The organism is Sulfuricurvum sp., assembly GCF_028710345.1.
In the GTDB taxonomy this organism is placed as follows: Bacteria; Campylobacterota; Campylobacteria; order Campylobacterales; family Sulfurimonadaceae; genus Sulfuricurvum.
Map to the genome: position 1 here is coordinate 232,073 of NZ_JAQTUH010000001.1, position 23,264 is coordinate 255,336.

Genomic DNA, 23,264 nt, shown 5'->3' on the forward strand with positions numbered 1-23,264 from the left:
AACGTATAATATTTTATGCAATACGATTCATCCTCTTTTCGCGCTTTTTTATGGGCACTTGGAATTCATCTATCGATTATTATCATTATTGTGATTAGCCAATTTGATACGGCAATAAAAAATAGAGATTACAAAGAACCGCCAAAACTTTTAATCTCTCTCAAAAATCCGTATCTCCAAGCTTTACCTGCTGATGTTATCAGTTCACCTCCACAATCGATTCCCCATCAAGAACGTAAATCTGTACCCGATAAATCGAAAAAAATTCCGATAGTTGAAGACAAAAGTACCTCCTCAGAGATAAAAACCGAACCTGAAGTTCAGAGTGAAGTATCCACTCCTCCCATTGTGCCGATGGGGAGGGTTGCTGGGTTGATTAAACGCCATTATGGAGATGTTTTTGCCGATTTAACCCCTGAAGAGCAAGCCTATATTGTAGAAAATATTGTTACCATCCACCGTATTGACCGACGTGTTGGAAATGCATTGCTTGCAGAAAAAGCACCCAATCTTTTTAAAGACGGTGATAGTAACTATGTAGAGATGTTTCTTTATCCCGATGGGACAGTATCAGACATAACGCTGATTAATGAGAGAGCTAATGCGGCATTGGATGAACTCACGATGGAGACAGTGGAGAGAAGTTATTCACAATATCCGCGCCCGAAACAAAAAACATTGATTCGGTTGCATACGAGGATACAAAGGGGGAAAGATCATTAAACTCTATGTTTAACAGGTCGGTACGTTGCCTGAATCAGAACCGTATTCAAACAAGAAATCGCGTAAATCTTGCGCTTGACTTTTGAAACCATCACCGTTAAAAAATGCAGATGATTTATCTTTTGCATGAGCTTTGACGATTTTTGCTCCGCCGTTTGCGAAAAGTTCTTCCCATTCATCTTGTGTATGCATAGCGGCACCTTTTGTTCCGTTGCCGTGGCAATTCTTACACGTTTTGAGATAGGCCTTTTGCCCTTTTTTAATATCAGCTGAGGCAGTTGATACCATTGTTCCAACAGCGAGTAGAATCGCTAAAAGAGATGAAGTTGTTTTAGACATCACACACATCCTTTGAAGAACTCTTTTTTGCCACCTTCATAAATCATGTTTTCGAGCTTTAGTGTATCTCCATCGATTTTACCGAAAAAGCCGACACCGTTTTGCATAATCGCATGGTCAATTTTTGTTTTACTCACAGTTTGTTTATCTAATTGATATGTTTTACCACCAATAACGGCTACTACTTTATCTCCATCAGAGTATTTTTTGAGATCACAATCAGAAAATTCACCTTTATCAGCGCATGACTGAATACCTAAAAATCCTTTCATATCAGGTACACGTTCAATTTCAGAAGCAATAATACGATTGCCTTCGATGACACCTTTGAATGATACATCATCGTGTCCTAAAGCTACTTCGAGTTGAGGTTCTGAAATTTTTGGATTTACAATGGTGTATTGTTTTCCATCAATAACAGCAATTAGTGGATCATTTTTAGTGTAATTTGCATAGGTGCAACCATTGGTACAGTTTTTACTGAGAAGAGTACCTACATAAGTAGTTTCTTCTATTTCCGTTGCCATTAAACTAAGAGCGCAGAGAGAAATAATCGTGAGAGCTTTTTTCATCTTATTCATCCTTTATTATGTCGAATAATCAGTCTCCTCTGACGAGATGTCAGGAACTTCGGATCATGATCCAAAGACGCTTTATTTGAAATCGTTAAAAGTACAATATTCCTTTTTAGCTTACATAATTATTAATTATTTGTGATAATAATGTGATTTTATTATGACGTGTCACAATTTTATAGCAAAATTTGCTACAATACTTTTGAATGCGTATCAAAAAATTTGATAGATGGAGCTAACAATGCAAAAAACATTGGTCATTTCGCTAAGTAGTATTTTCTTTACATTACCTCTATTGGCAGATGTCACATCCACAGAAAAAGAAGGCTTTTTACTAACTAAGGAGTGTTTGCAGAAAGGGGAATTTACTGAATGTCCACTAGAACAGCTAAAGAAAATATCAGGGACGAATCCAATTATGTTGTTTCAGGGAACGGAAGCTAAAACATACATATTGGATATTAGTGGAATCGATAAATCAAAGCTGGATAAAGTTGCTTTTAAAAATAATATCATCGTTACAGGGACATTGCAAAGTGATAATGTAACTTTAAAAGTTAGTAATATTGTCCAAAAACCAATTTATAAAGAAATTCGAAGAAGTGGAGTAATATGAACCTCACTCTCTCCCTCACTCACGCTTGTCAACTCCGATGCAATTACTGTTATGCAGGGGAGAAAATCGATAAACGGATGAATGAAGAGACCGCGATGCGTGCTATCGATTTTGCGTTTGAGTACCCATCGCAGGAGATGATACTCGGATTTTTCGGGGGTGAACCGTTGTTGGAGTGGGATTTACTTCAAAAATCGGTAGAGAGAGTCGAAGAAAAAGCCAAAAATACCAATACCTATCTTACCAAAACCCTCACAACGAATGGATTATTGTTGGATGAGGCAAAAGCTTTATGGTTATCTCAACATGGTTTTCATATCGCCCTTTCTCTCGATGGGAACGAAAAAATGCACAGCACCCACAGAGTGTTTGCTAACCAAGCCTCTTCATTTGAGCACACATTCTCAGCTCTCAATATCATCAAAAAATATTTTGATTCTAACCATTTCACGATTATCACAGTGGTTACCCCTCAAAATGTACATCATCTTTATGAATCGGTGGTAGAATTAGTAGAGCAACACGGGGTGAACCATTTTACCCTTAGTCCGAATCTTTATACTACTTGGGATGAGGGAGAAACTCTTTGGCAAGAGCAGTATGCGCGTATCGGAGAATATGTGATTTCCTCTTATGAAAAAGGGACTCCTATCTCGGTGAGTTTTATCGACCGAAAAATCGAAGCGACCCTTAATGAGCATTGTCGTGTTTGCAGTTTTGGAGAGATGGAGATTGCCGTTGCCCCATCGGGCAATATCTACCCATGCGAACGGTTGATTGGGGATGATTCGGGTGCCGTATTACTGGGTAATGTCCATGGTGGATTTGACATCCCAAAACGTCAAGAAATCTTGCGTGCACGCGGATGTGCTTATAGTGAATGTGAAACGTGCGAAATACAAACACGGTGTCAAAACAGTTGCGGTTGTACCAACTATAGCCTCAGCGGAGAGATTAATCTTCCGACACCGATTTTGTGTTTTAATGAAAAGCTTTCAATATCGATTGCGGATTATGTATATTCTCAGCTGAGTGAAAACAGCTATTTTATAGAGAGATGGAGCTGATATGCAAAAGACACTGATGATTTCACTGAGTAGTATTTTATTTGTTGCCCCTATGATGGCTGGGGATGTGTATGCAGGGCTATTGACGACACAGCAATGTTTAGCATTAAAAGAACGGATGGACTGTCCAATGAAGCAATTGGATAAAATTACTCCTCAAAATCCTCTCATGATTTATCAAGAAAATGAAAGTAAACTCTATGTATTAGATGTCTCAGCAATCGATAAAAAAGATTTAAAGGCAATCGGATTTAGAAACGGTGTTTATATTTTTGGACATTTAAGTGCAGATGGAACAACGTTTGTAGTTAGAAAAGTATCACCACCGCGACCATTGGAAGATGTAAAAAATCAAGCCTTTATTGAAGGATGGACAAGACCAAGTGGTGCAGGTTGATTTTATTGGTCTGAGTCAGATGCACTATATAATAAAAAGTCTCTTATATCTTTGTAGTGAATTGAAAATAACTCTGTTTTGAAAAAAGCGTCAGCTTTTTCATCCTTTTGATGGGCTTGTTTGATTTTGGTACCGTTATTGGAAAATAGTTCCTCCCACTCTACTTGGGTATGCATTGCAGCACCTTTAATTCCATTGCCATGACAAACTTTGCAATTTTTAATATACGCTTTTTGTCCTTTTGGTATATTAGCAAATGCATTAAATGTAAAAACATTAGTAATAAAAATGACTACAAGGAAACGTAAAGTGATTTTGCTCATAAGAGTTCCTAAAATTGTATTATAAATTGTAATCTAATTCTTTCATCGTTTTTCCATCCTATTGTGTGTCATTATATCAAATTCTCCTCTTTTATCTCCACTCCACACAAATCTTCGTCCCTTGATTTTGTTCCGATTCGATGGTGATGTTCATCCCGTACTCTTTGGCAATCATCGCGACGATGTGTAATCCTATCCCAAATCCCCCAACACTTTTATCGGCGCGGGTGTAACGTTCAAACACCCGATCAATCATATCTTTGGGGATACCGATGCCGTTGTCTTGGATGCAGAGGGTGGATGGGGTGAGGGAGATGAGTATCTCGCCGCCCATTTTGTTGTATTTAATCGCATTGGAGAGGAGATTATCGATAACACGGGTCATTTTGGTTCGATCACTGGAGAGGGTGACGTTACCTGTGATAGAGAGTTTTAGGGTAATCTTTTTTTGCTCGATACGGTGGCGAAAATACTCGATACGTTCCCCTAAGAGGTGGGAAATATCGAGCGGTTCATTGTGGATGATGAGATCGTGGTTGAGGATGAGATAGGTGAGATCATCGTAGAGGGTGGAGATGGTGCGCGAAGCGATTTCGATACGTCCTAATTTTTTTTGAACCGATTCGGAGAGTTGAGTTCTATCTAATGATTCCAAATTGGTGAGGATGGCACTCACGGGGGTGTTAAGCTCGTGGGTGGTGTCTTTGATAAAATCATCGAGGAGGGCTATCGCTTCGTTCATGGGGCGGAGAATCAAACGGGAGAGCAAGAAACCTACTCCGACGAGCATCAAAAACAAAATAATTCCGAAAGTAAGGGTTATTTCGAGTGTTTGTTGTCGCCATAAGCCGTCGTCTTCGGTTTCAAAAATCAGATAATATTCCCCCATTCCATAGGGTAAGAGGGGGACAATCAGATAGATATGTCCCGATGCGACGTAAATATTTTCTTTGAAATTAATATCGGAGCCATTTAAACGGGAGATTATTGGTTTTCGGTCATATCCGTAGAGGGCAGTGGTATAGGCTAAATCTTTTGGGAAAGTAGAAAGATTGCGATCGTTCTCGAGCCACTGTTTGAGTTTAGGGACATAACTTTCCGATTCCAACTGCATCGCGAGGCGTTGAGAGGAGAGCATAACCGCTTTAGCGTACTGATAATAGAGGAGACCGAGAAGGGCGAGAATCAAAACCGACATGATTCCATAGAGGATTAGGAAGCTTTTGAGGGTACGGTATTTAGCGAAATTGATACCCGAGGCGCTTGTGGCTGACAATGGAATCCTTTCCGAGGAGTTTGCGGAGCGTTTTGATGTAGGTGCGCAGACTTCCATCACTTGGGGTCTCATCATAATCCCACAGATGCTCCATAATCATCTCATGAGATAGTAGTTCATTGCGATGTTGGATAAAGAGTTTGAGGAGCTTGTGCTCTTTGAGTTGTAGATTCTGGAGATTTCCATTGATGGTTAGCACCTGATTATCACTATCGTAGGTAATCCCATCGGCTAATGTGATGGCATCGGTAGGGTTGTGATAAAAATTGCGTTTGAGAATGGTTTGAATCCGTAGCAACAGCTCTTTGAGTGCGAATGGTTTGCGGATATAATCATCCCCTCCGCTCTCAAAACCCTCTTCGACATCACTCATCGCATTGCGTGAGGTGATAAAAATCGCAGGGGTGGTGTTTCCCCCTTTTCGATTTGCTTTTAGCAGGGAGAAACCATCACCCGCAGGGACATTCACATCGAGGAGCAATAAATCAAATTTGTGTTCGTATAAAGCATCTTCAGCAGAAGGTGCATCATAGACGCACACGACATTAAAGCCTTGTTCTTCGAGATATTCGCTGACACTTTCCGAGAGGTTCGGGTCATCTTCGAGGAGGAGGAGAGAGGCTTTGGTCATGTTAGTGCGATTCCAAATAGAATAAATAATATGAGTGAGAGTCCGGCTGCAATCAGAGCATAGGGGAGTTGCGTTCGCGTATGCTCTTGGACGCTGCATCCGCTCGCCATGGCAGAGATAATGGTGGTATCAGAGATTGGGGAGCAGTGGTCGCCAAATACACCGCCCGATATCGCCGCTCCCATTGCTAGTGCTATCGGTGCATCGAGACCGACAGCGAGAGGAATCGCGATGGGGAGCATGATACTAAACGTCCCCCAACTGGTTCCCGTTGCAAAAGCGATAATCGCCGCGAGCACAAAAATAGCTCCTGCGAGATATTCTGAGGGGAGATAGTCACCGATAAATGAGGCGAGGTATTGACCTACGTGCATATCCGAACTCACTCCGCCGATAGCAAAGGCAAATAGGAGAATCATTGCGATAGGGGTCATGGTGCGAGCACCGCTCAACGATGCTTCCCAAAACTCTGATAATGTGAGGGCATTTTTAAAACGATAGTATCCTAGCATCATAAGTAATGTAATCAGTAAGGTATAAAAGATAGACGTTGAACCCGAACCTTTGAAAATATCTCCGTTTCCTGTGATAAACATAAAAAGAATGACCCCACCAATCATCCATACCATCGGCCATAGAAAAAGCCCTATGTCTCCTCTATCATCTTCACACTCAATTTCGGGGGTACTAATGGTGGCATGGCGCATGGGACCTATATCAATCTCATACCATATAGCGATAAAAGTGACGATAAGAGCCATAAAGGCATAAAAATTAAAGGCAATGGATTGCATCAGCCATGTGGCACTCTCTCCCGCGATAAGACCAGCGGAGATCTGTCCTCCGATAAGCCCGAGTAACAATGCTCCCCAACCATTTAAGGGGATAAGGGAACATACGGGAGCGGAGGTTGAATCACAAACAAAAGCGAGCTTGGCACGGCTAATTCCGTGACGATCACAAAAAGGGCGTCCGATGGCACCTGCAACGAGCGAAGTGATGGATGACTCGATAAATACGATAATCCCGGCGATAAAGCTGGGCATCAGCGCTCCCCTTTTGGTTTTGACAATGGAGCGTTTGATACTCAATTCGTGAACTAAGCCATTCACCCCACCGCTACGCTCTATCAGCATCATGACAGAACCTACCATGATTGCAAACGCGAGGGTTTTGAGAACCCATGCTTCACTAAGAAGGGCAAAAAAACGCTCAAAAGTTAGTAGAAAGGTACTGAGAAGATTAAAATCGGCGATTATGAATTCCCCAATGAGAACGGCTATCGCTAATGCAATAAAGACAGAACGGCTAAAAAAAGCGAGAAAAATAGCGATAAGTGGAGGGATTAACCCTAAGATTCCGTATTCTATGGGGTATCCTTATAGTGTCATTTGAAGGCGCATGATACCAGGGCGGTCAAATTGCTCTTCGTAATACTCACTCCGTTTTTCATCGATAACGCTAAAACCGAGTTTTTTATAAATCATCTCAGTTTCAATGGAACCGATTTCAACCATTGCTTGTACTTTTCGGTACCCTTTGAGTCTTGCGGTGAGCATACTCTTTCCTACAATCTCTTTGTATAGCTCAAAACTTTTAAATTCAGGTTTAACCATCATAAAATCACATACCCATGTTTTGTTATCGATTTCAGGTTCACACAACAAATATCCCGCGATACGTTCATGGTAGCTCTCATCGATTCCTACCTCTTCGAGTGCACGGGCAAAGATATCGTGAGTAGCAATACGGGGTTCATATCCGCAGATTATTCCGGCAATTACTCCATCAGAGAGAGCAATGGTGAAATTAGAAAAATGGCAATAGCTTTTGGTAGCGGTAAGACAAAACTTTTGTAACTGTTCTAATAGTTTGGGGGTGTCGGAGGTATTAAAGATATAGTCAAATATTCCTACCTTTTTTCCGGCACGAGAGCTTTCCAAAAGAGCTTCCGCGATAAACGGTGCGTCTGCCTCTGTTGCTTTACGAATGGTAATACTCATTCCCTACCCCCATGATTTTCATTATGCTATACTACCTATCTTTAAAATTTCATAAGTTATGGTTTCAAATATGATTAAATTTTCTTCTCTTTTTCTATTTTTATCATCATTCTCCGTTGTATGGGGGTTTGAACAGCTTGTGGTTATTATTGCTCCAGAGATGAATTCGACGCGTGCAACGTTGCAACGGTATGAAAAAAATGGGTCGTGGGAAAAAATAGGCTCTTCGGTAGAGGTAACGTTAGGGCGTAGTGGTTTGGGATATGCCGATGAGGGTGAACCTCAAAAACACGAAGGGGATGGTCGTTCTCCCTTAGGACTCTTTTCGGTTGATGCGAGTTTCGGATACTCTAGTGAACCAAATTCCCATCTACCTTATTATTATGCGGATGAGTCACTTATCTGCGTGGATGATATTGAGGATAAAAAATACAATAAAATGGCTCTTTTAGACCCTGTTAAACCTCCGAAAAGTTTTGAAATGATGCATCGAACTGATGAGGTGTATACCCACGGAGCGGTGATAAACTATAACACCAAAGGGGTACGAGGGAGAGGCTCATGCATTTTTTTCCATCTCAATAACAAAGCCCATAAACCCACTTCCGGTTGCAGTGCGATGGATGAAGCTTCGTTGTTGGAGATGCTACGTTGGTTTGACCCGTTAAAACAACCGCATCTATTACAAATACCGCTGAGTGAATGCGGGAAATATCAAAAAGAGTTTGTGGGGATAGAGTGTGAATAAACGTCATTGTGGAGGTGATTGATGGTTTGTCATTCCCGTCTTCGCAGGAATGACGAGGTGTATTAATTATTAACAACATCCACTTTAGGAGTTTTAGCGGTAGAAGCCGGCAACATTGGATAAACAACCGTCGGTTTTTTACCCTCTAACGCTTTTAAAAATGTTTCGATTTCTACTGTTTCGTTATCATTGATATCAACACCGAGTTGGATACGACCCATCTCTTTGATTGCATCTGTGAGTGTTGTCATTTGACCGTTGTGGAAATAAGGTGCGGTTTGTGTCACATTACGTAATGTCGGTACACGTACCATCCCGTTTTTATCCCCTTTGAAATCGCCTACGTTCATGTGTTTATACGGAGCGACCACACCGAAAGCTTGCATTGTTCCGCCAAGTGCGATGTCGTTATGACAGGTAGCACACCCTTTGGTAATAAAGGTTTTAAGCCCTTTTTGCTCTGTAGCTGTAAGTGCGTTTTTCTTTCCGTTCAAGAAATCATCGTAGCGTGATGGAGTTACTAATGTACGTTCAAACACGGCGATGGTATCAGCGATTTTTTCAAACGTAATTTTGACATCTTTGCCGTACGCTTTTTGGAACAGTGTAACGTACTCAGGCATAGAGGTAACCACGCCGACTACGAAATCTTTCGGTGCTGCCATCTCAGGTCCTGCTTGAATCGGCCCTTGGGCTTGGTCTTCGAGATGCGGAGAGCGTCCGTCCCAAAATTGTTGGCTATAAAATACAGCATTATAAACCGTCGGTGAACTCAAATGGTGTGGATTAGCAGTCCATTTATGCCCGATAGCAGCAGCCATGCCGTCTGTTCCGCCAATGGCAAGATTGTGACAGCTGTTACAGCTAATCAAGCCGCTTTTAGAGAGACGCGGTTCAAAATAAAGCATTTTTCCCAATTCTACTTTTGCGGCAGTGGTTGGGTTTTTAGGGTTAGAGGTGAGTTTTTCGAGAGCTTTTATGTTCGATGGAATCGGTTTTAAACCGGCTGTTTTAGCGTCATCGATGAGGGATGCTCCCATAAGTGATGTGGCAACTATTGCTGATAAAATGAATGTTTTCATAGGTGAATCCTTGCGGTAATTGGATTGGAATGAAAATTGTAGCACAATAACCTAAAGGAAAATTTTTATCCTTTAATTAATTACCAACTCCTGTAATACGGTTTGACGTTTAGTCGTTTCTAATCGTCGGCATCCCATCTCGAACGCACCCGATTCCCCTATCAAAATACACTGTTTTTTTGCCCGTGTGATAGCGGTATAGAGGAGTTTGGTATTGAGCATGATGAGATGGGAAAAACTCATCACCACCACCACATTCTCATACTCCATCCCCTGTACTTTATGAATGCTGAGTGCATACGAGAGGTCGAGCAAATCCCGTATCCCCTCGGTCGTATAGTGGACAATAAGCTCTTCATTAGGATAAAAGACACTTAAGCTTTCCTCTTCTTCATCGATTTTAAAAAGGAGTCCGCACATACCGTTGAAGACACGTCGCTCATGCGAATCGGCTCCCTCTTTAAACTCATCGGTAGTATGGGTGGGCATGTTCTCGTTTCGGATATGGACTACTTTATCAAAAAGGCGGAACTCCCCACGGTGGGTTTTTATCTTTTTTTTGGGGTTGGGGTTGAAATACTCTTGGAGAAGGATATTGAGATTATCGACACCCAGTGCATGACCTCTCATCGGGGTGATGACTTGAAAATGGTTGAGATACTCTTTGGTCCGTTTGGACTCCAAATACTCTCGTGAGGTGGATAAAAATTGTAGCGTATAGGTAGCGATTTGGGCGAGGATATTGTGAGCATTGGAGTGTACAACGTCACTAAAATCATCATTACTCATACTTTGTTTGAGAGCATAGCGGTTGGGGATATCGACCGCTTCAAAGGTAAAATCTTCATACACTTCGCGGTATTGCGGGATGAGCCCTTGGCGGATGTCATTGGCAATAATCGCGATGGCTTGATCGGAGCGTTGACGGTAGATATGGGTGAGGGTTACTTTTGGGGCGATATTGAGGGAGATGAAATCGCTTAATGGACTCCCCGCACCGATAGGGGGGAGTTGGGCATCATCGCCGACGATAATGATGGTGGCTTGAGAATCGATTTTCGAGAGGAGGCGTGCAAAGAGGGTAGAGTTAATCATAGAGGCTTCATCGATGAGGACTACGTTGTAGGGCATCGCATCTTGGGATTCGTATTTGACCAACAGGCTTTGGATGGTTGCGCTCTCATAACCGCTTCGCTCACGTATCCGTTGTGACGCGATACCGCTGAGGGCGCAGGTGATGATGCTTTCTCTAGGGGTTTTAGTAGAGAGAAGCTCCAAAAGGGCTTTGGCTGTTGTACTTTTCCCCGTCCCCGCATATCCGACGAGGAGGAGCACTTTTATCCCGCTATTGATAAGTTCCAACGCTTCACGTTGTTGTTCTCCGAGATGTAACTCATGCTCTTTGAGAAACGGCTCAAGATCACTTAGTATTACTCCATCGTTGTTTTTAGAGCGTTTTTTGAGGGTATCGAGTAAAAACTTTTCAGCCTCATAGATTCTATCCAGCGCGAGTTTGCCACTGGTGAGGATAACGATACTCCCCTCATGTATACGATCATCCAGTGCCTCTTCGTAGGAGCGTTGATCACCCAGATTGACGAGGATTTCGAGTTTGGAAAATAGGGTCTCTTTCTCGATACAGCTGTTCCCCTCTGAGTCGCAATATTCTGCTAGTACAAACTCCATCGCTGCGCCGATACGTCGTGGATCGGTGGGGGAGAGTTTCATGTTGAGGGCGATCTCATCGGCTTTTTTAAATCCGATTCCATTAATCCGCATGAGCCCATAAGGATTTCGTTTAATCGCTTCGATGGGGTCATTCACCTCTTTGAGTGCCGTGGCGATGAGACGAAGCAGTGCAGGGGTGACGCCATAAGGGGCTAAAAATTCCCCCAATGCTCTCATGGAGCGAAATTGTTTCCACCCGTTTTTGAGACGCTCCAGCCGTTTTTCATTCATCCCTTTGACATCGAGAAGTTTTTCAACATCGTTCTCTAAAATCTCTATCAACCCCTCTTGGGAATATTTTTCGATCAGATCGGCGGTGAGTTTTTTCGTAAACCCTTTGACGACGCGATTAAGAAAAAAGAAGAGGGGATTTTGATTGACATTGAGAGATTCTGCTTTGAAGGTTTTGCCGTAGTTTTTATGAATTTCCCATGATCCTTTGAGGGTGATAGCGGCGTCTTTGAGATGCTCTACGTCACTCTCATGATAATGAGCACTGATTTTTTCTCCGCTTTTAAGGGAAGCGATAAAAAAACCGCCGTTTTCATAAATGATTTTGTCGATTTGCCCGATAAGTGTTTGCATCCTAGAAGTGTAACGTTATGACAAATGAGGTGCTATTTTTATTACAAATTGACATATTTTTGTGAGTTATCCTCGAACCCGTTGAATCCGTGCCTCTTCTTGTGATTTATACAACTCCGCACACCCTTTGGCGAGTTCACGGATTTTGAGGATGTAATTTGCCCGTTCAGTGACTGAAATCGCTTTGCGCGCATCGAGAGTATTAAACGTATGGGACGCCATCATACACAGATCATACGCGGGGAGGGGAAGCTCTGCTTCAAGACACCGTTTACACTCGGCGGCTTTAGCTTCAAACTCGGCAAAGAGCATTGCGGTATCGGCGATTTCGAAATTGTATTTACTAAACTCGATTTCACCCTCTTTATGGATATCACGGTAGAGGGTTTTTCCGAATTTGTTTTCACTCCAGACGATATCAAACACCGTATCAACTCCTTGGAGATACATTGCCAGACGCTCTGTACCGTAGGTGATTTCAACAGCGACCGGATCACACGTCACTCCGCCCACTTGCTGAAAATAGGTGAACTGTGTCACTTCCATACCATTCAGCCACACTTCCCAGCCCAGACCCCATGCTCCGAGGGTTGGAGATTCCCAGTTGTCTTCGACGAAGCGGATATCATGGTCTTTGAGGTTTAAACCGAGGTATTCTAAACTTTTGAGATAGAGTTCTTGGATATTTTCAGGGCTTGGCTTGATGAGAACCTGAAACTGATAGTAGCTCCCTAGACGGTTTGGATTCTCACCGTAACGTCCATCAGTCGGGCGACGACTAGGAGCAACGTAGGCAACCGACCACGGTTGTGAATCGAGTGAACGCAAAAAGGTTGCCGGATGAAATGTCCCTGCACCCGCAGCAATGTCATAAGGTTGTACTATGGCACACCCTTGGTCGTTCCAAAATTGTTGAAGTTTTAAAAGCATATCGCCGAAAGTAATCATGAAAATTTCCCGTAAAAAAAGTGGTGTATTATAGCCAAAAACTTCTTATGCCTTTCGTCATTCCCGCGAAGGCGGAATCCAACTTTGTCATATGGGAATCACTACACGAACAGTTTTGATTCAACAAAGTGTATCATCTTCTGACTCACCCCAACTTGTTGTGCAAATTTCGACCATTGCGCTACCGATGTATGAACTTCATTACAGATACTAACTCCGTTTTTGAGTCGATGTTTTTTTGCGAGTGCTAAAAGATGTTCTTTGGTAGGATTTTTTCCCTCACCCGCAACCATCGTACTATGCTCACCGCCTGGTCCACTGGAGAGGGTGACATCATAGATCGGTGAAAACTTCCACGCTCCTCTCTCATCCATGAGAAACGAGAAATTCTTGGCATGATCATCACGATTGTGGGCAAAGAGGTTGAAGCACGCGAGGCGAAAAACTTTCTCTTGCTCTTGGATATTTTTGGTGAGATGCAGACTTAACGAGAGCAAATCATCATAATCCAGAGAGGGAAACCTGAAATCACTATGGACTAATCCTGCCACCGAGTGGACATGAACACGTGCATCACCGATCCGATCAAATCGTTCACAAGCGAAATAGTTCCCCTTTTTCCCTTCCAAAAGAGCCGTTTTTGGCATCTCCAACCCCGCCTCTTTCGCCATCAGCGAATAGGCATACTCGATAGCTCCGATTTCAGGATGATCTGTCCCGGAGGCAAATTTAACCATCCAATGGCTATACCCCTCTCTGAGCGGTTGCGACCCGTGGATAATCTCTTTGTGATCATCGTTGAGTTGTATCATCGCTTTGGGACGCGCCCCTGCGGATGAGCCGTTGAGAATCAAAAGTTCATCCACTAAATCCTCACTGCTTCCTGCTAAAATCTCTTGGGAATGAAGTGCCAAATGATCGAGTACGATGGTATCCACAGAGGGATTTTCGATCTCGTGAAAAGGTTCGTAGCCGAGTGCCCCCATTCCGTAGTTTCCGACATACCCCAGCCGATCCAGCGGTGTCAAATCGCGTGCATGAACACCCAACCGCATCAAATGCCTATCCATGAGTAACCGTCCCCAACCATCAGGCAATGAGTCATTAAACACCCCCCACAGCCCCTCAAACGTATTGTCATCGCAACGCATAACCCCTGCTTTGAGGGATAGTTTATAGGGAGATATTTCGATACCTGTTTGGAGAAACGCTTGGTCATACTCGAAATAGATTTTCCGATCTTTGTAGGCGAGGGTTCCTACTTTTTGTTTTTGAGTGGTATTTAGGTGGACGGTGAGTTTGGGGGTAAATACACTCATCCTAATACCTCTTCCAAGCTCCCATAAACCTTCTCTTTTGGTGTACAAACCCCCTCAAAATCCCCCAAACATTCCAAAATAAATGCCAGTTTGAGAAGTGAATCTAGGGAAATATCTCCGCTGTGTTCGAACCGTTTGAGTGAGCCTAAGCTCACCCCTGAACGGAGTGAGAGTTCTTTTTGGGTGTAGCCTAAGGTGCGTCGTCGATCTTTAAATTTGGTTCTGAGTTCTTCGATAATATGGTGAGGTTCTTTTGGTAAAAAGGATAACATATTAGCCCTTTTGCAATGATATTAACCATTATAGCTAATATTTTATCTTTTTATTTACTGATGTTATGCACTTTATCGAAAGTGGGGCTTTAGCCCCGCAAAAAGCTTCTTTTGTTCTACAAGCAACTATGCGAGGCTAAAGCCTCACTTCCAAAAATAGCATTTTACATGCAAATTTTACAAAATAAAATAGATGTGTAAGGGCAGTTTTAATCCATCTTACAAACAATATCACCAATTTCTCTGCCCAGTGAAGAAGCGACGACAGAGCATTTAACTTTGAGTAAAAAACAGATATTTTTACGACGTAGCGGAGTCATACACTCATAATTTCCCATCCCTTTAGCGATAATCACATCAGCACTGTCAAAGAGTTCTTGGGACTCGGGTGAAGCCAACTCATAGACAAATCCGGGAGTAGGGACACCGCTATCGATTAGAGTACAGACGTCGTCTATTTTGGCTTCCAATGCCTCTTTCATTGTGACATCATTAATGATGACATTGCCTCGCACCATATAGGTGATGTCGAGGTTTGGAAAGAGTTTTGAGAGATGTTCTATAGCGAGTTTATCGAACAGATGTTCCCCTGTATTATCGCCGATGTAGAGTAATGTTTGAGCATTATGCAACTGATGAGAAAGTTTTGGAGAATCATCGTGAGCAAAAGGTGTTTTATAAACAGAGGTGATGGCATCGTGCAAATCAAAACTCACTTCGGCGGCGAGATCGATTACATTTCCCACTACAGCGGTTTTGAGGAGTGCGATAAACGGATCATAGGAGTTTTGGATTGATTCGGTACAAAAAGGGAGATAGTGCGAGGCTTGTTCAGATGCATGGGCTTTTTGCTCATCATAGAGATCATCTTTTTGGGCAAATAGTGCCATTTGCTCATATAGCGGTGCAGCGATTACAGGGGGTGAGAGGGTAAAATCAGCACTAAAAAGTTCACTCTCCACGTACTGGGTAATCGTTTTGGTTAATACTTCATTTGCCCTAATAGCTTCACAAACACGGCGACTTTGACCTGCGATGCACTGGATACACTCAGGTTGTATGGTCATCGATCACTTTACCCCACATGAGTTTGTATTTACGGCGCATAAATTCAACTTCTTGTTGAGAGAGTTTGAGTTGTTCGGTGAGTGTTGCGATGGTGCGGCGGTCTTCATCGTAGAGCTCTTGAAGTGAACCCAGTGCCTCTTTGAGAAACATATTTTCGTTTTTAATCGACTCTATCGTCTCTTCTTTAGCGGTAAGAACTTTTTCATGGAGATTGATGATAGTGCCGATTGTTTTTTCGACAAAATTAGCACCCACGATAATATCGCTTCCAGAAGCATTAAGCTCTTGGAGGGTTGCAGGGACAATCCCAGCCATTATATTGGAAGCATCGACGAGAACTTCTCCATCGTCGATAGTCGTCGAGAGTTTCCCTCTCATGATTAATGCTTCAACCTCTTCTTTATCCACTTCTGCCAAACGGGCGTATTCGTTGATGCTCATCCATTGTCCTTGCATAGGTTACCCTTTGATTAATTATGGATTGATAGCAATAAGTATACCTAAATTATAAAATCGTCTCGATTTCCAGTGAATCCATCTCCACTTTTTTCGCTTTAGCGATGCGATCCTCTTCGAGTTTCATACGAAGTTCACTATTTTCCAATGCCAAGATTTGCATTGCAAGATAGGCCGCATTCACCGCTCCCGCTTTACCCAAAGCAACGGTAGCAACCGGCATACCCGATGGCATTTGAACAGTTGAGAGCATTGCATCCATACCATCCATAGCACCACCTTTCATGGGAACACCGATAATCGGTTTGACTGTTTTAGAAGCGAGTACCCCCGCTAAATGGGCTGCCATTCCCGCTGCTGCGATAAACACTTGCGCCCCTTTGGCTTCTGCTGTTATGATGTACTCTTTGGTACGTTCAGGGCTTCGATGTGCTGATGAGATGATAAGTTCGTACTGAACCCCAAACTCTTCAAACGTATCCGAACATGCTTTCATAATCTCATAATCACTTTTGCTTCCCATAATAATTGATACGAATTTCATTTTTTGCTCCTTTGGTTTTGTAATTAATACCCGTCATTCCCGCGTAGGCGGGAATCCAGCTTTTTTTGGGATGGATCCCCGGGTCAAGCCCGAGGATGACGATGGTGTGTTAACATTTCGTGACCATCCCCATATCCTCCGTAGCAGGGATACGAAAAAAGGTAAAGTGAGGCAGAGCGCATGGCAATCTAAAACGGTTCAAATTCCCACTGTGCACCTGATCCCATACTTTTCCACCCTCAGCGAGAAGTTGTTTAAAAATAATAACCCATTGACCCTCACATTTCTCTACCGTTCCAATCTCATTATCACATGGGTATAAGAGTGACTCATCGGGTACGACGAGTTCCATTACGTCATCAGGAAACGTTTTGTATTTACACTCAAAAAACTCACCCGACTCATCGACCATACCACTTACCTGATGGGTTCCCATCATCATCGTAAAATCGAGATTTTGGGTATCGTGCTTCTCAAACGGGCGATTGATGAGATAGGCATCGGTAAAACCCCGATTTTGCATCGTATTTAGCTCACGTTGATAAACATCTCCATCAAAATGATTGCTATAATAATCATCGATTGCTTTTCGATAGGTTTTGGCAGTAATCGCCGCATAATACGGAGCTTTTGTCCGTCCCTCGATTTTAACCGAATCGACTGCACCGCTCTCTAAAATCTCTTTCATGTGTGAAGCGAGATTGAGATCTTTGGAGTTCATGATATAGGTTCCGACACCCTCATCTTCGACGAGTTTGAAAAGGGTTCCTGTTTCAGGATTTGCCGCATACATCTCATAGGGGAACCTGCAATCATTGGCACAGCTTCCACGGTTGGGGACACGACCGCTTTGGAGTGTAGAGATCAAACACCGTCCACTGTAGGCAAAACACATTGAACCATGGATGAACACTTCGATTTCCAAATCGGGGAGCTCTTTTTTAATCTCTTTTAAATCTTTAAGTGAAATCTCTCGTGCCGCGATAATACGACGCGCTCCCATATCGTAGTACACTTGTGCATCGAGGACATTCATGACATTGGCTTGAGTCGAGAGATGGAGTGGAATCTGCGGTGCGATTTGGTGAGCGAGTTTGAGCACACCGGGAGTTGCAACGATAAACGCATCGGGTTCTAGTGATGCCATGGTCGCAATATGTTCTTTTAGCAGTTTGAGTTGAGAATTAAAAGGGAATCCGTTGATGGTGACATAGACCTTTCGTCCACGCTCATGGGCATAATCAATCCCCTCTTTGAAGCTTTCCAAATCGAACTCTTTGCCGGAGCGGATACGGAGCGAAAAGTGGCTTACTCCGCCATAGACGGCATCTGCACCGTAATCAATAGCAATTTTGAGTTTTTCTAAATTCCCCGCAGGGGAGAGGAGTTCCACTTTTTTCAAAAGCCTATGTCTCGATTCTTCTTAGTTTTGGGGAATTTTAGCGAAAATCTCTTATTTTTGCCCAAAAGAAGCCAGCAATGCTTCGATATCATCACTGCTTACAACATTTTCAGTAGTAGTGTCTCCATGAATATGAACGGCAGAACTTACCCGCTTAGCATCATCAATTTTACCGGAGAAGAGGTGATTCATATAGGTAGAGAGTGCGCGCATAACGTTAATAACCCTCTCAATTTTTTGGCGATGAATATCTTGGTATTGCATAATATCCATAATATTCATAATCGTATCACCACCATCTTGGAGAATTTGCATAATGGCATCGAGATGCTCTTTTGCCTCTTTGTTTTGGGTGAGTTGCTCACCAAATGCTTCTACGTGAGGAAATTTTGCATGAAGAGTTGTAAAGAGGGCAATATTAGAATCAATAATAGCTTTTGTTTTTTTAATAGACTTTTCACCATCCCCTAAATCGTTACTAATTCCTTCGATAAGATCAAAAATTTCAGAGGCTTTTTGCTCACTCTCTTTGGTAACGTCATCGAGTTGATGAACCATTTTATTATCATCAGTCGGTGGCGGTGGTGGCCAGCTGTGAAGTGCTGAAACACGGTAAGCCGCAGCTTCATCATTATTTTCTTCTTCCACATTATTAGTCTCTTCAGATTGTGTATCAAAATCTTCAGAATCATCCAACATCTCTTCGGTCTCATTAACCTCATTAAGATCTAAATCTTCATTCATTAACGCATCAAGCTCTTCTTGTGTCATAAGTGGTAACCTCGTCAAAAAATTGCACTATAATATCATTAAAATGATTATTTTCAAGAAGGGAAATCATGAAAGTTGATTTGCATAACCATACGACACTGTGCAACCATGCTACAGGGAGTGTAGATGAGTATGTAGAAGCGGCGATTGAATCGGGTACAGAGTATTTCGGATTTTCCGATCATGCTCCGATGAGGTATGATTTAGAGTATCGGATGAATTTCGATCAGATGGATTTGTATGAATCGTGGGTTCGTAATGCGAGCGAAAAATATCAAGAGAAAATTACAGTTCTCTTAGGGTATGAGGTAGATTATATTCCAGGTTACGTAGACGAGAGAGTATTAAATCGACCTTGCGATTATCTTATAGGGAGTGTCCATTTTATCGATGAATGGGGGTTTGATAATCCAGAGTACATTCACCGCTATCAGGGGATGGATATGGACGCGATCTATATCCGCTATTTTGATTTGGTAGAACAGATGGCTTTGAGTGGTCAGTTTGATATTGTCGGACATTTTGATTTACTGAAAGTCTTTAATTTTTTCCCGAAAAGCGATATACGGTTGTTGGCACAAAAAGCCCTCAAAGTGATTAAAAAAGCCGATATGGCAATAGAGCTTAATGTTGCGGGTCTTCGTAAACCGGTAGCAGAAGCCTACCCCTCTTCCTATCTACTTGAAGCGATTGCCGAACTCGAAATACCCATTACTTTTGGTTCCGATGCACACAGACCTGATCAAGTTGGGATGTTCAGTGGAGAAATCGAAACACTTGCAAAAAAATTTGGATACCGAGAATGTGCCACGTATCGCAACAGAGAACGGCAAATGATTAAATTTTAGGCAATTTACATTTTTACAATTAATATTAATTTGCTATACTGTTTACAATTTTATTTTTTGAGGTGAAATGTATGGGTAAATTTGTAAATAACGTAGAAGAGTTCTTTACATTTTGTAAAGAAAATGATGTTCAATTTGTAGATTTTAGATTTACAGACATTAAAGGTGCATGGCATCATGTTTCATACAGAATGAGTGCGGTTAATGCGGGTCATTTTGAGGGTGGTTTACCATTTGACGGTTCTTCCATCGATGCATGGCAACCAATTAATAAATCAGATATGTTGCTTATCCCTGATGCTGGTTCGGCGTTTATGGATCCTTTTACTGCTGATCCAACCGTTATTGTTTTCTGTGACGTTTATGATATTTATAAAAAACAACCATATGAGAGATGTCCACGTTCAATTGCAAAAGCAGCACTTAAACACGCTGAATCTTTAGGTATTGCCGATGCTGCTTACTTCGGTCCTGAAAATGAATTCTTTATGTTCGATTCCGTCACTTTCATTGATAATATCAATGAAGCAGGTTATAAAGTTGATACGGAAGAGGGTGGCTGGAATTCAAATAACCCATATCCTGATGGTTTCAACTCAGGTCACAGACCTGGGACAAAAGGTGGTTACTTTCCAGCAGCACCAACCGATTCTGGAGTAGATATCCGTGCTGAAATGATGCAAGTGATGGAGCAAGTTGGTCTTGAAGTAGTTCTTGGTCACCACGAAGTTGCTCAAGGTCAACATGAAATCGGTGTTGTATTCTCAGACATCATCGGTGCAGCGGATAACGTTCAAAAATACAAATACGTTGTAAAAATGGTTGCTCACCTTAATGGTAAAACTGCTACATTTATGCCTAAACCAATGTTTGGTGACAACGGTAACGGTATGCACGTTCACCAATCACTATGGAAAGAGGGTAAGAACCTTTTCTATAAAGAGGGTAACTACGCTAATATCTCTGAAATGGGTCTTAACTATGTTGGCGGTATCTTTAAACATGCTCGCGCGGTTGCTGCATTTACAAATCCAACAACGAACTCATACAAACGTTTGCTCCCAGGATTTGAAGCACCAAGCGTTCTAACATACTCTTCTCAAAACCGCTCAGCTAGCTGCCGTATTCCATACGGTGCAGGCGAAAAAGCGACTCGTATTGAGATGCGTTTCCCTGACTCTACTGCTTGTCCATACCTTGCATTTGCAACGATGATGATGGCGGGACTTGATGGTATCATCAATAAAGAGATTCCAATCGGTCCAATGGATGAAGATTTATATGAACTCTCTTTGGACGAAATCCGTGAAAAAGGTATTCCTCAAATGCCTCACACGCTTCGTGGTTCACTCGAAGCACTTATCCGTGATAATGATTTCTTGAAACCGGTATTTACCGATGAGTTCTTGGAAGCATACCGACATTACCGCTTTGAGCGTGATGTATGGCCAGATGAAGGTCGTCCAACAGCTTACGAGTTTAAAACTACCTATTCTTGCTAATAACTCCATCTGTCATTCCCGCGTAGGCGGGAATCCAGCCTCTTTCTATTACAAAACAATATTAAATCCAAATAACTTTTATATTTTCTAGTTCTACTCTTTATTCTTTAATTGGCGTGCAATTACTTATTCTCGCACTTCTAAGTGGTAAGATTTACCCGCCTGTGCGGGCGAAGTGCCCGTAAGGGTGAATGACGGAGAGATGAATATAGGGGTAAAGATTATTCTGTAGGAAGCTGTGGGCCTGCAGCAGAGTAATCAAATCCGCTTTGACCATCGGTATATTTATGGAAATTTTTGATAAAAAGAGAGGCGAGGTGATCGCGTTGTACGAGATAAGCGTCACGATCTGCCCACGCATTGCGTGGATTGAGAATCGCTGAATCGACACCTTTGAGTGTTTTTGGGATATTAAAACGGAAAGTATTGGTCGCTTCAAACTCACTCTCATGGATGGAGCCATCTAAAATAGCATGGATACATCCACGGGTATCTTTGATAGACATACGTCTACCGACACCGTATCCGCCACCCGTCCATCCCGTGTTGACGAGATAAACGTTGACATTGTATTTATCGATTTTCTCTCCGAGCAATTTTGCGTATACGGTTGGATGAAGTGGCAAGAAAGCTTCTCCAAAACATGCACTAAAGGTTGCAACAGGTTCGGTGATTCCACGCTCAGTCCCTGCAACTTTCGCGGTATAACCACTAAGGAAATAGTACATTGCCTGCTCTTTAGAGAGTTTACTCACCGGAGGTAATACCCCAAATGCATCGGCAGAGAGGAAAATAATATTTTTCGGATGATCCGCCATAAGTGATGGCTGATGGTTATCGATAAATTCGATTGGATAAGAGACACGGGTATTTTCTGTTTTTGAACCGTTGCTGTAGTCAACATTCCCCTCGCTATCAACAACAACGTTTTCGAGAAGCGCACCGCGACGAATAGCTCCATAAATCTCAGGCTCACTGGAAGGATCGAGGTTGATTACTTTTGCGTAACACCCTCCCTCGAAGTTAAATACACCATCATCATCCCATCCGTGCTCATCATCACCGATGAGTGCACGTAAGGGATCTGTAGAGAGGGTAGTTTTTCCCGTTCCGCTCAGACCGAAGAAAAGACAGGTATCTCCATCAGCTCCGACATTGGCAGAACAGTGCATTGGAAGTTTCCCTTCCAACGGCAGCCAGTAGTTCATCATCGAAAAAATTCCTTTTTTCATCTCTCCGCCATACCACGTACCACCGATAATTGCGATGTTGGCTTCGACGTTAAAGAGGACGAATACTTCTGAATTCAAACCGTGTTCTTTGTATTTGTCATTCACTGCTTTACATGCATTGAGGACGGTAAAAGTAGGTTTAAAGGTTTCGAGTTCATTTACGGTAGGACGGATAAACATATTAGTGACAAAATGGGATTGCCATGCGATTTCGGAGACAAAACGGACAGCTCTTTTACTCGCAGGAGATGAGCCGCAAAATACATCGGTAACATAAAGATCTTTATTGGAGAGTTGCTCTTGTGCTAGGATGAGAAGCTCATCGAAAATTGCGCCATCGATTTTATGGTTAACATCACCCCATGCGATGTATTTATTAGAGGGGTCAGTGTTAACAAAATATTTATCTTTCGGGCTACGTCCGGTAAAGATACCGGTATCAACAGTAGTCGCACCGCTACTGGTCATGACGCACTCACCATTACGGAGTTCATGCTCTATCAACTCATCAAAACTCAAATTATGAAAAATAGTTTGAGTGTTTTTTATCCCTAATGCACTAATTTCTGTAGTATTCATTCTCTCTTCACCTTTAAAGCTCTTCAACATTGTGAGGCGAATTATACGCCTTTAAATTATAAATGAGAATTAAAGTGAGCAATTATTGGTAAAAGAGTAAACAATATATTCATACAGTAGTATTAATAATACAAATATTATCATTATTAGTCGATTGATAGCTACACTGTGTTAAAATCCATTATATGAATTATATATTGTATACAAGGTACTATCTGATTCTTTTATAA

Annotated in this window: 25 protein-coding genes; 7 read left to right on the forward strand and 18 right to left on the reverse strand. The window is 42.2% G+C overall.

The window, feature by feature from the left end; all coding sequences use genetic code 11:
- Positions 1–15: 15 nt before the first annotated feature.
- On the forward strand, positions 16–723 hold the full coding sequence (locus PHC76_RS01225; protein WP_299972512.1) for a hypothetical protein: 708 nt from the start codon (positions 16–18) through the stop codon (positions 721–723).
- A gap of 9 nt (positions 724–732) precedes the next feature.
- Here the strand turns inward: PHC76_RS01225 and PHC76_RS01230 are convergent, their stop codons facing one another.
- Both PHC76_RS01230 and PHC76_RS01235 read right to left on the reverse strand, forming a co-directional pair.
- Complete coding sequence (locus PHC76_RS01230; protein ID WP_299972510.1) at positions 733–1,062, reverse strand: c-type cytochrome; 330 nt, start codon at positions 1,060–1,062, stop codon at positions 733–735.
- Positions 1,062–1,634 carry a hypothetical protein gene (locus tag PHC76_RS01235; RefSeq protein WP_299972508.1) on the reverse strand — a complete coding sequence of 191 codons (573 nt, stop codon included), beginning with the start codon at positions 1,632–1,634 and terminating at the stop codon, positions 1,062–1,064. Before PHC76_RS01235 ends, PHC76_RS01230 begins: the two co-directional genes overlap by 1 nt.
- A gap of 244 nt (positions 1,635–1,878) precedes the next feature.
- Between PHC76_RS01235 and PHC76_RS01240 the strand changes: the two genes are divergently transcribed.
- Genes PHC76_RS01240 through PHC76_RS01250 form a run of 3 tightly spaced genes read left to right on the forward strand, consistent with a single transcriptional unit; the run spans position 1,879 to position 3,717 of the window.
- Positions 1,879–2,253 (forward strand): hypothetical protein, encoded by a 375-nt coding sequence (locus PHC76_RS01240; protein ID WP_299972506.1) that lies wholly within the window; start codon positions 1,879–1,881, stop codon positions 2,251–2,253.
- Positions 2,250–3,320: a radical SAM protein gene (locus PHC76_RS01245; RefSeq protein ID WP_299972504.1), complete on the forward strand. Its 1,071-nt coding sequence runs from the start codon at positions 2,250–2,252 to the stop codon at positions 3,318–3,320. Before PHC76_RS01240 ends, PHC76_RS01245 begins: the two co-directional genes overlap by 4 nt.
- Position 3,321: 1 nt before the next feature.
- Positions 3,322–3,717, forward strand: a complete 396-nt coding sequence (locus tag PHC76_RS01250) for a hypothetical protein (RefSeq protein ID WP_299972503.1) — start codon at positions 3,322–3,324, stop codon at positions 3,715–3,717.
- A gap of 2 nt (positions 3,718–3,719) precedes the next feature.
- Here PHC76_RS01250 and PHC76_RS01255 read toward each other — a convergent pair whose 3' ends face one another.
- The 5 genes from PHC76_RS01255 to PHC76_RS01275 all read right to left on the reverse strand — a co-directional run bounded on the left by PHC76_RS01255 (position 3,720) and on the right by PHC76_RS01275 (position 7,950).
- On the reverse strand, positions 3,720–4,040 hold the full coding sequence (locus PHC76_RS01255; protein WP_299972501.1) for a cytochrome c: 321 nt from the start codon (positions 4,038–4,040) through the stop codon (positions 3,720–3,722).
- A gap of 91 nt (positions 4,041–4,131) precedes the next feature.
- Complete coding sequence (locus tag PHC76_RS01260) at positions 4,132–5,316, reverse strand: HAMP domain-containing sensor histidine kinase (RefSeq protein ID WP_299972500.1); 1,185 nt, start codon at positions 5,314–5,316, stop codon at positions 4,132–4,134.
- Positions 5,279–5,947 (reverse strand): response regulator transcription factor, encoded by a 669-nt coding sequence (locus PHC76_RS01265; protein WP_299972499.1) that lies wholly within the window; start codon positions 5,945–5,947, stop codon positions 5,279–5,281. Before PHC76_RS01265 ends, PHC76_RS01260 begins: the two co-directional genes overlap by 38 nt.
- Positions 5,944–7,086 (reverse strand): Na+/H+ antiporter NhaC family protein, encoded by a 1,143-nt coding sequence (locus tag PHC76_RS01270; protein WP_299972497.1) that lies wholly within the window; start codon positions 7,084–7,086, stop codon positions 5,944–5,946. The genes PHC76_RS01265 and PHC76_RS01270 overlap by 4 nt, the downstream gene beginning before the upstream one ends.
- A 240-nt stretch (positions 7,087–7,326) precedes the next feature.
- Entirely contained in the window at positions 7,327–7,950 is a 624-nt protein-coding gene (locus PHC76_RS01275) for an acyl-CoA acyltransferase (RefSeq protein WP_299972496.1), read from the reverse strand.
- 70 nt (positions 7,951–8,020) lie between these two features.
- On the opposite strand from PHC76_RS01275, the gene PHC76_RS01280 reads away from it, so the two are divergent.
- The gene (locus PHC76_RS01280; protein ID WP_299972494.1) at positions 8,021–8,698 is read left to right on the forward strand and encodes a L,D-transpeptidase family protein; all 678 of its coding nucleotides are present in this window, start codon (positions 8,021–8,023) and stop codon (positions 8,696–8,698) included.
- Between the two features lie 62 nt (positions 8,699–8,760).
- On the opposite strand, the gene PHC76_RS01285 is transcribed toward PHC76_RS01280, so the two are convergent.
- The 10 genes from PHC76_RS01285 to PHC76_RS01330 form a co-directional block, all read right to left on the reverse strand.
- Positions 8,761–9,780, reverse strand: coding sequence for a cytochrome-c peroxidase (locus PHC76_RS01285; RefSeq protein WP_299972492.1), 1,020 nt, complete (start codon positions 9,778–9,780; stop codon positions 8,761–8,763).
- Positions 9,781–9,852: 72 nt separating this feature from the next.
- Positions 9,853–12,093 (reverse strand): AAA family ATPase, encoded by a 2,241-nt coding sequence (locus PHC76_RS01290; protein WP_299972491.1) that lies wholly within the window; start codon positions 12,091–12,093, stop codon positions 9,853–9,855.
- A gap of 66 nt (positions 12,094–12,159) precedes the next feature.
- The gene (gene glyQ / locus PHC76_RS01295; RefSeq protein WP_299972489.1) at positions 12,160–13,041 is read right to left on the reverse strand and encodes a glycine--tRNA ligase subunit alpha; all 882 of its coding nucleotides are present in this window, start codon (positions 13,039–13,041) and stop codon (positions 12,160–12,162) included.
- Between the two features lie 101 nt (positions 13,042–13,142).
- The gene (locus PHC76_RS01300) at positions 13,143–14,360 is read right to left on the reverse strand and encodes a type II toxin-antitoxin system HipA family toxin (protein WP_299972487.1); all 1,218 of its coding nucleotides are present in this window, start codon (positions 14,358–14,360) and stop codon (positions 13,143–13,145) included.
- On the reverse strand, positions 14,357–14,632 hold the full coding sequence (locus PHC76_RS01305; RefSeq protein ID WP_299972486.1) for a helix-turn-helix transcriptional regulator: 276 nt from the start codon (positions 14,630–14,632) through the stop codon (positions 14,357–14,359). The genes PHC76_RS01300 and PHC76_RS01305 overlap by 4 nt, the downstream gene beginning before the upstream one ends.
- Positions 14,633–14,841: 209 nt before the next feature.
- Positions 14,842–15,699 (reverse strand): ARMT1-like domain-containing protein, encoded by an 858-nt coding sequence (locus tag PHC76_RS01310; protein ID WP_299972484.1) that lies wholly within the window; start codon positions 15,697–15,699, stop codon positions 14,842–14,844.
- Positions 15,683–16,156 carry a DUF3972 domain-containing protein gene (locus PHC76_RS01315; RefSeq protein ID WP_299972482.1) on the reverse strand — a complete coding sequence of 158 codons (474 nt, stop codon included), beginning with the start codon at positions 16,154–16,156 and terminating at the stop codon, positions 15,683–15,685. The genes PHC76_RS01310 and PHC76_RS01315 overlap by 17 nt, the downstream gene beginning before the upstream one ends.
- A gap of 49 nt (positions 16,157–16,205) precedes the next feature.
- The gene (gene purE, locus PHC76_RS01320) at positions 16,206–16,700 is read right to left on the reverse strand and encodes a 5-(carboxyamino)imidazole ribonucleotide mutase (protein WP_299972480.1); all 495 of its coding nucleotides are present in this window, start codon (positions 16,698–16,700) and stop codon (positions 16,206–16,208) included.
- 109 nt (positions 16,701–16,809) lie between these two features.
- Positions 16,810–18,102: a peptidase U32 family protein gene (locus tag PHC76_RS01325; protein ID WP_299972479.1), complete on the reverse strand. Its 1,293-nt coding sequence runs from the start codon at positions 18,100–18,102 to the stop codon at positions 16,810–16,812.
- A gap of 51 nt (positions 18,103–18,153) precedes the next feature.
- Positions 18,154–18,873, reverse strand: coding sequence for a chemotaxis protein (locus PHC76_RS01330; protein WP_299972477.1), 720 nt, complete (start codon positions 18,871–18,873; stop codon positions 18,154–18,156).
- 68 nt (positions 18,874–18,941) lie between these two features.
- Between PHC76_RS01330 and PHC76_RS01335 the strand changes: the two genes are divergently transcribed.
- Both PHC76_RS01335 and glnA read left to right on the forward strand, forming a co-directional pair.
- Positions 18,942–19,721, forward strand: a complete 780-nt coding sequence (locus PHC76_RS01335; protein ID WP_299972476.1) for a histidinol-phosphatase HisJ family protein — start codon at positions 18,942–18,944, stop codon at positions 19,719–19,721.
- A 71-nt stretch (positions 19,722–19,792) separates the two neighbouring features.
- Positions 19,793–21,223, forward strand: a complete 1,431-nt coding sequence (glnA, locus tag PHC76_RS01340) for a type I glutamate--ammonia ligase (protein ID WP_299972474.1) — start codon at positions 19,793–19,795, stop codon at positions 21,221–21,223.
- Between the two features lie 221 nt (positions 21,224–21,444).
- On the opposite strand, the gene pckA is transcribed toward glnA, so the two are convergent.
- Complete coding sequence (pckA, locus tag PHC76_RS01345; RefSeq protein WP_299972473.1) at positions 21,445–23,034, reverse strand: phosphoenolpyruvate carboxykinase (ATP); 1,590 nt, start codon at positions 23,032–23,034, stop codon at positions 21,445–21,447.
- Positions 23,035–23,264 lie beyond the last annotated feature (230 nt).

Coding starts and splice junctions, on each gene's coding strand:
- PHC76_RS01250 (WP_299972503.1), top strand. CDS start 3,322: ATGCAAAAGACACTGATGATTTCACTGAGTAGTATTTTATTTGTTGCC.
- PHC76_RS01280 (WP_299972494.1), top strand. CDS start 8,021: ATGATTAAATTTTCTTCTCTTTTTCTATTTTTATCATCATTCTCCGTT.
- PHC76_RS01335 (WP_299972476.1), top strand. CDS start 18,942: ATGAAAGTTGATTTGCATAACCATACGACACTGTGCAACCATGCTACA.
- PHC76_RS01300 (WP_299972487.1), bottom strand. CDS start 14,360: ATGAGTGTATTTACCCCCAAACTCACCGTCCACCTAAATACCACTCAA.
- PHC76_RS01305 (WP_299972486.1), bottom strand. CDS start 14,632: ATGTTATCCTTTTTACCAAAAGAACCTCACCATATTATCGAAGAACTC.
- PHC76_RS01310 (WP_299972484.1), bottom strand. CDS start 15,699: ATGACCATACAACCTGAGTGTATCCAGTGCATCGCAGGTCAAAGTCGC.
- PHC76_RS01285 (WP_299972492.1), bottom strand. CDS start 9,780: ATGAAAACATTCATTTTATCAGCAATAGTTGCCACATCACTTATGGGA.
- PHC76_RS01275 (WP_299972496.1), bottom strand. CDS start 7,950: ATGAGTATTACCATTCGTAAAGCAACAGAGGCAGACGCACCGTTTATC.
- PHC76_RS01315 (WP_299972482.1), bottom strand. CDS start 16,156: ATGCAAGGACAATGGATGAGCATCAACGAATACGCCCGTTTGGCAGAA.
- glyQ (WP_299972489.1), bottom strand. CDS start 13,041: ATGATTACTTTCGGCGATATGCTTTTAAAACTTCAACAATTTTGGAAC.
- PHC76_RS01265 (WP_299972499.1), bottom strand. CDS start 5,947: ATGACCAAAGCCTCTCTCCTCCTCCTCGAAGATGACCCGAACCTCTCG.
- pckA (WP_299972473.1), bottom strand. CDS start 23,034: ATGAATACTACAGAAATTAGTGCATTAGGGATAAAAAACACTCAAACT.
- PHC76_RS01235 (WP_299972508.1), bottom strand. CDS start 1,634: ATGAAAAAAGCTCTCACGATTATTTCTCTCTGCGCTCTTAGTTTAATG.
- purE (WP_299972480.1), bottom strand. CDS start 16,700: ATGAAATTCGTATCAATTATTATGGGAAGCAAAAGTGATTATGAGATT.
- PHC76_RS01245 (WP_299972504.1), top strand. CDS start 2,250: ATGAACCTCACTCTCTCCCTCACTCACGCTTGTCAACTCCGATGCAAT.
- PHC76_RS01225 (WP_299972512.1), top strand. CDS start 16: ATGCAATACGATTCATCCTCTTTTCGCGCTTTTTTATGGGCACTTGGA.
- PHC76_RS01330 (WP_299972477.1), bottom strand. CDS start 18,873: ATGACACAAGAAGAGCTTGATGCGTTAATGAATGAAGATTTAGATCTT.
- PHC76_RS01255 (WP_299972501.1), bottom strand. CDS start 4,040: ATGAGCAAAATCACTTTACGTTTCCTTGTAGTCATTTTTATTACTAAT.
- PHC76_RS01290 (WP_299972491.1), bottom strand. CDS start 12,093: ATGCAAACACTTATCGGGCAAATCGACAAAATCATTTATGAAAACGGC.
- PHC76_RS01240 (WP_299972506.1), top strand. CDS start 1,879: ATGCAAAAAACATTGGTCATTTCGCTAAGTAGTATTTTCTTTACATTA.
- PHC76_RS01230 (WP_299972510.1), bottom strand. CDS start 1,062: ATGTCTAAAACAACTTCATCTCTTTTAGCGATTCTACTCGCTGTTGGA.
- glnA (WP_299972474.1), top strand. CDS start 19,793: ATGGGTAAATTTGTAAATAACGTAGAAGAGTTCTTTACATTTTGTAAA.
- PHC76_RS01270 (WP_299972497.1), bottom strand. CDS start 7,086: ATGATGCTGATAGAGCGTAGCGGTGGGGTGAATGGCTTAGTTCACGAA.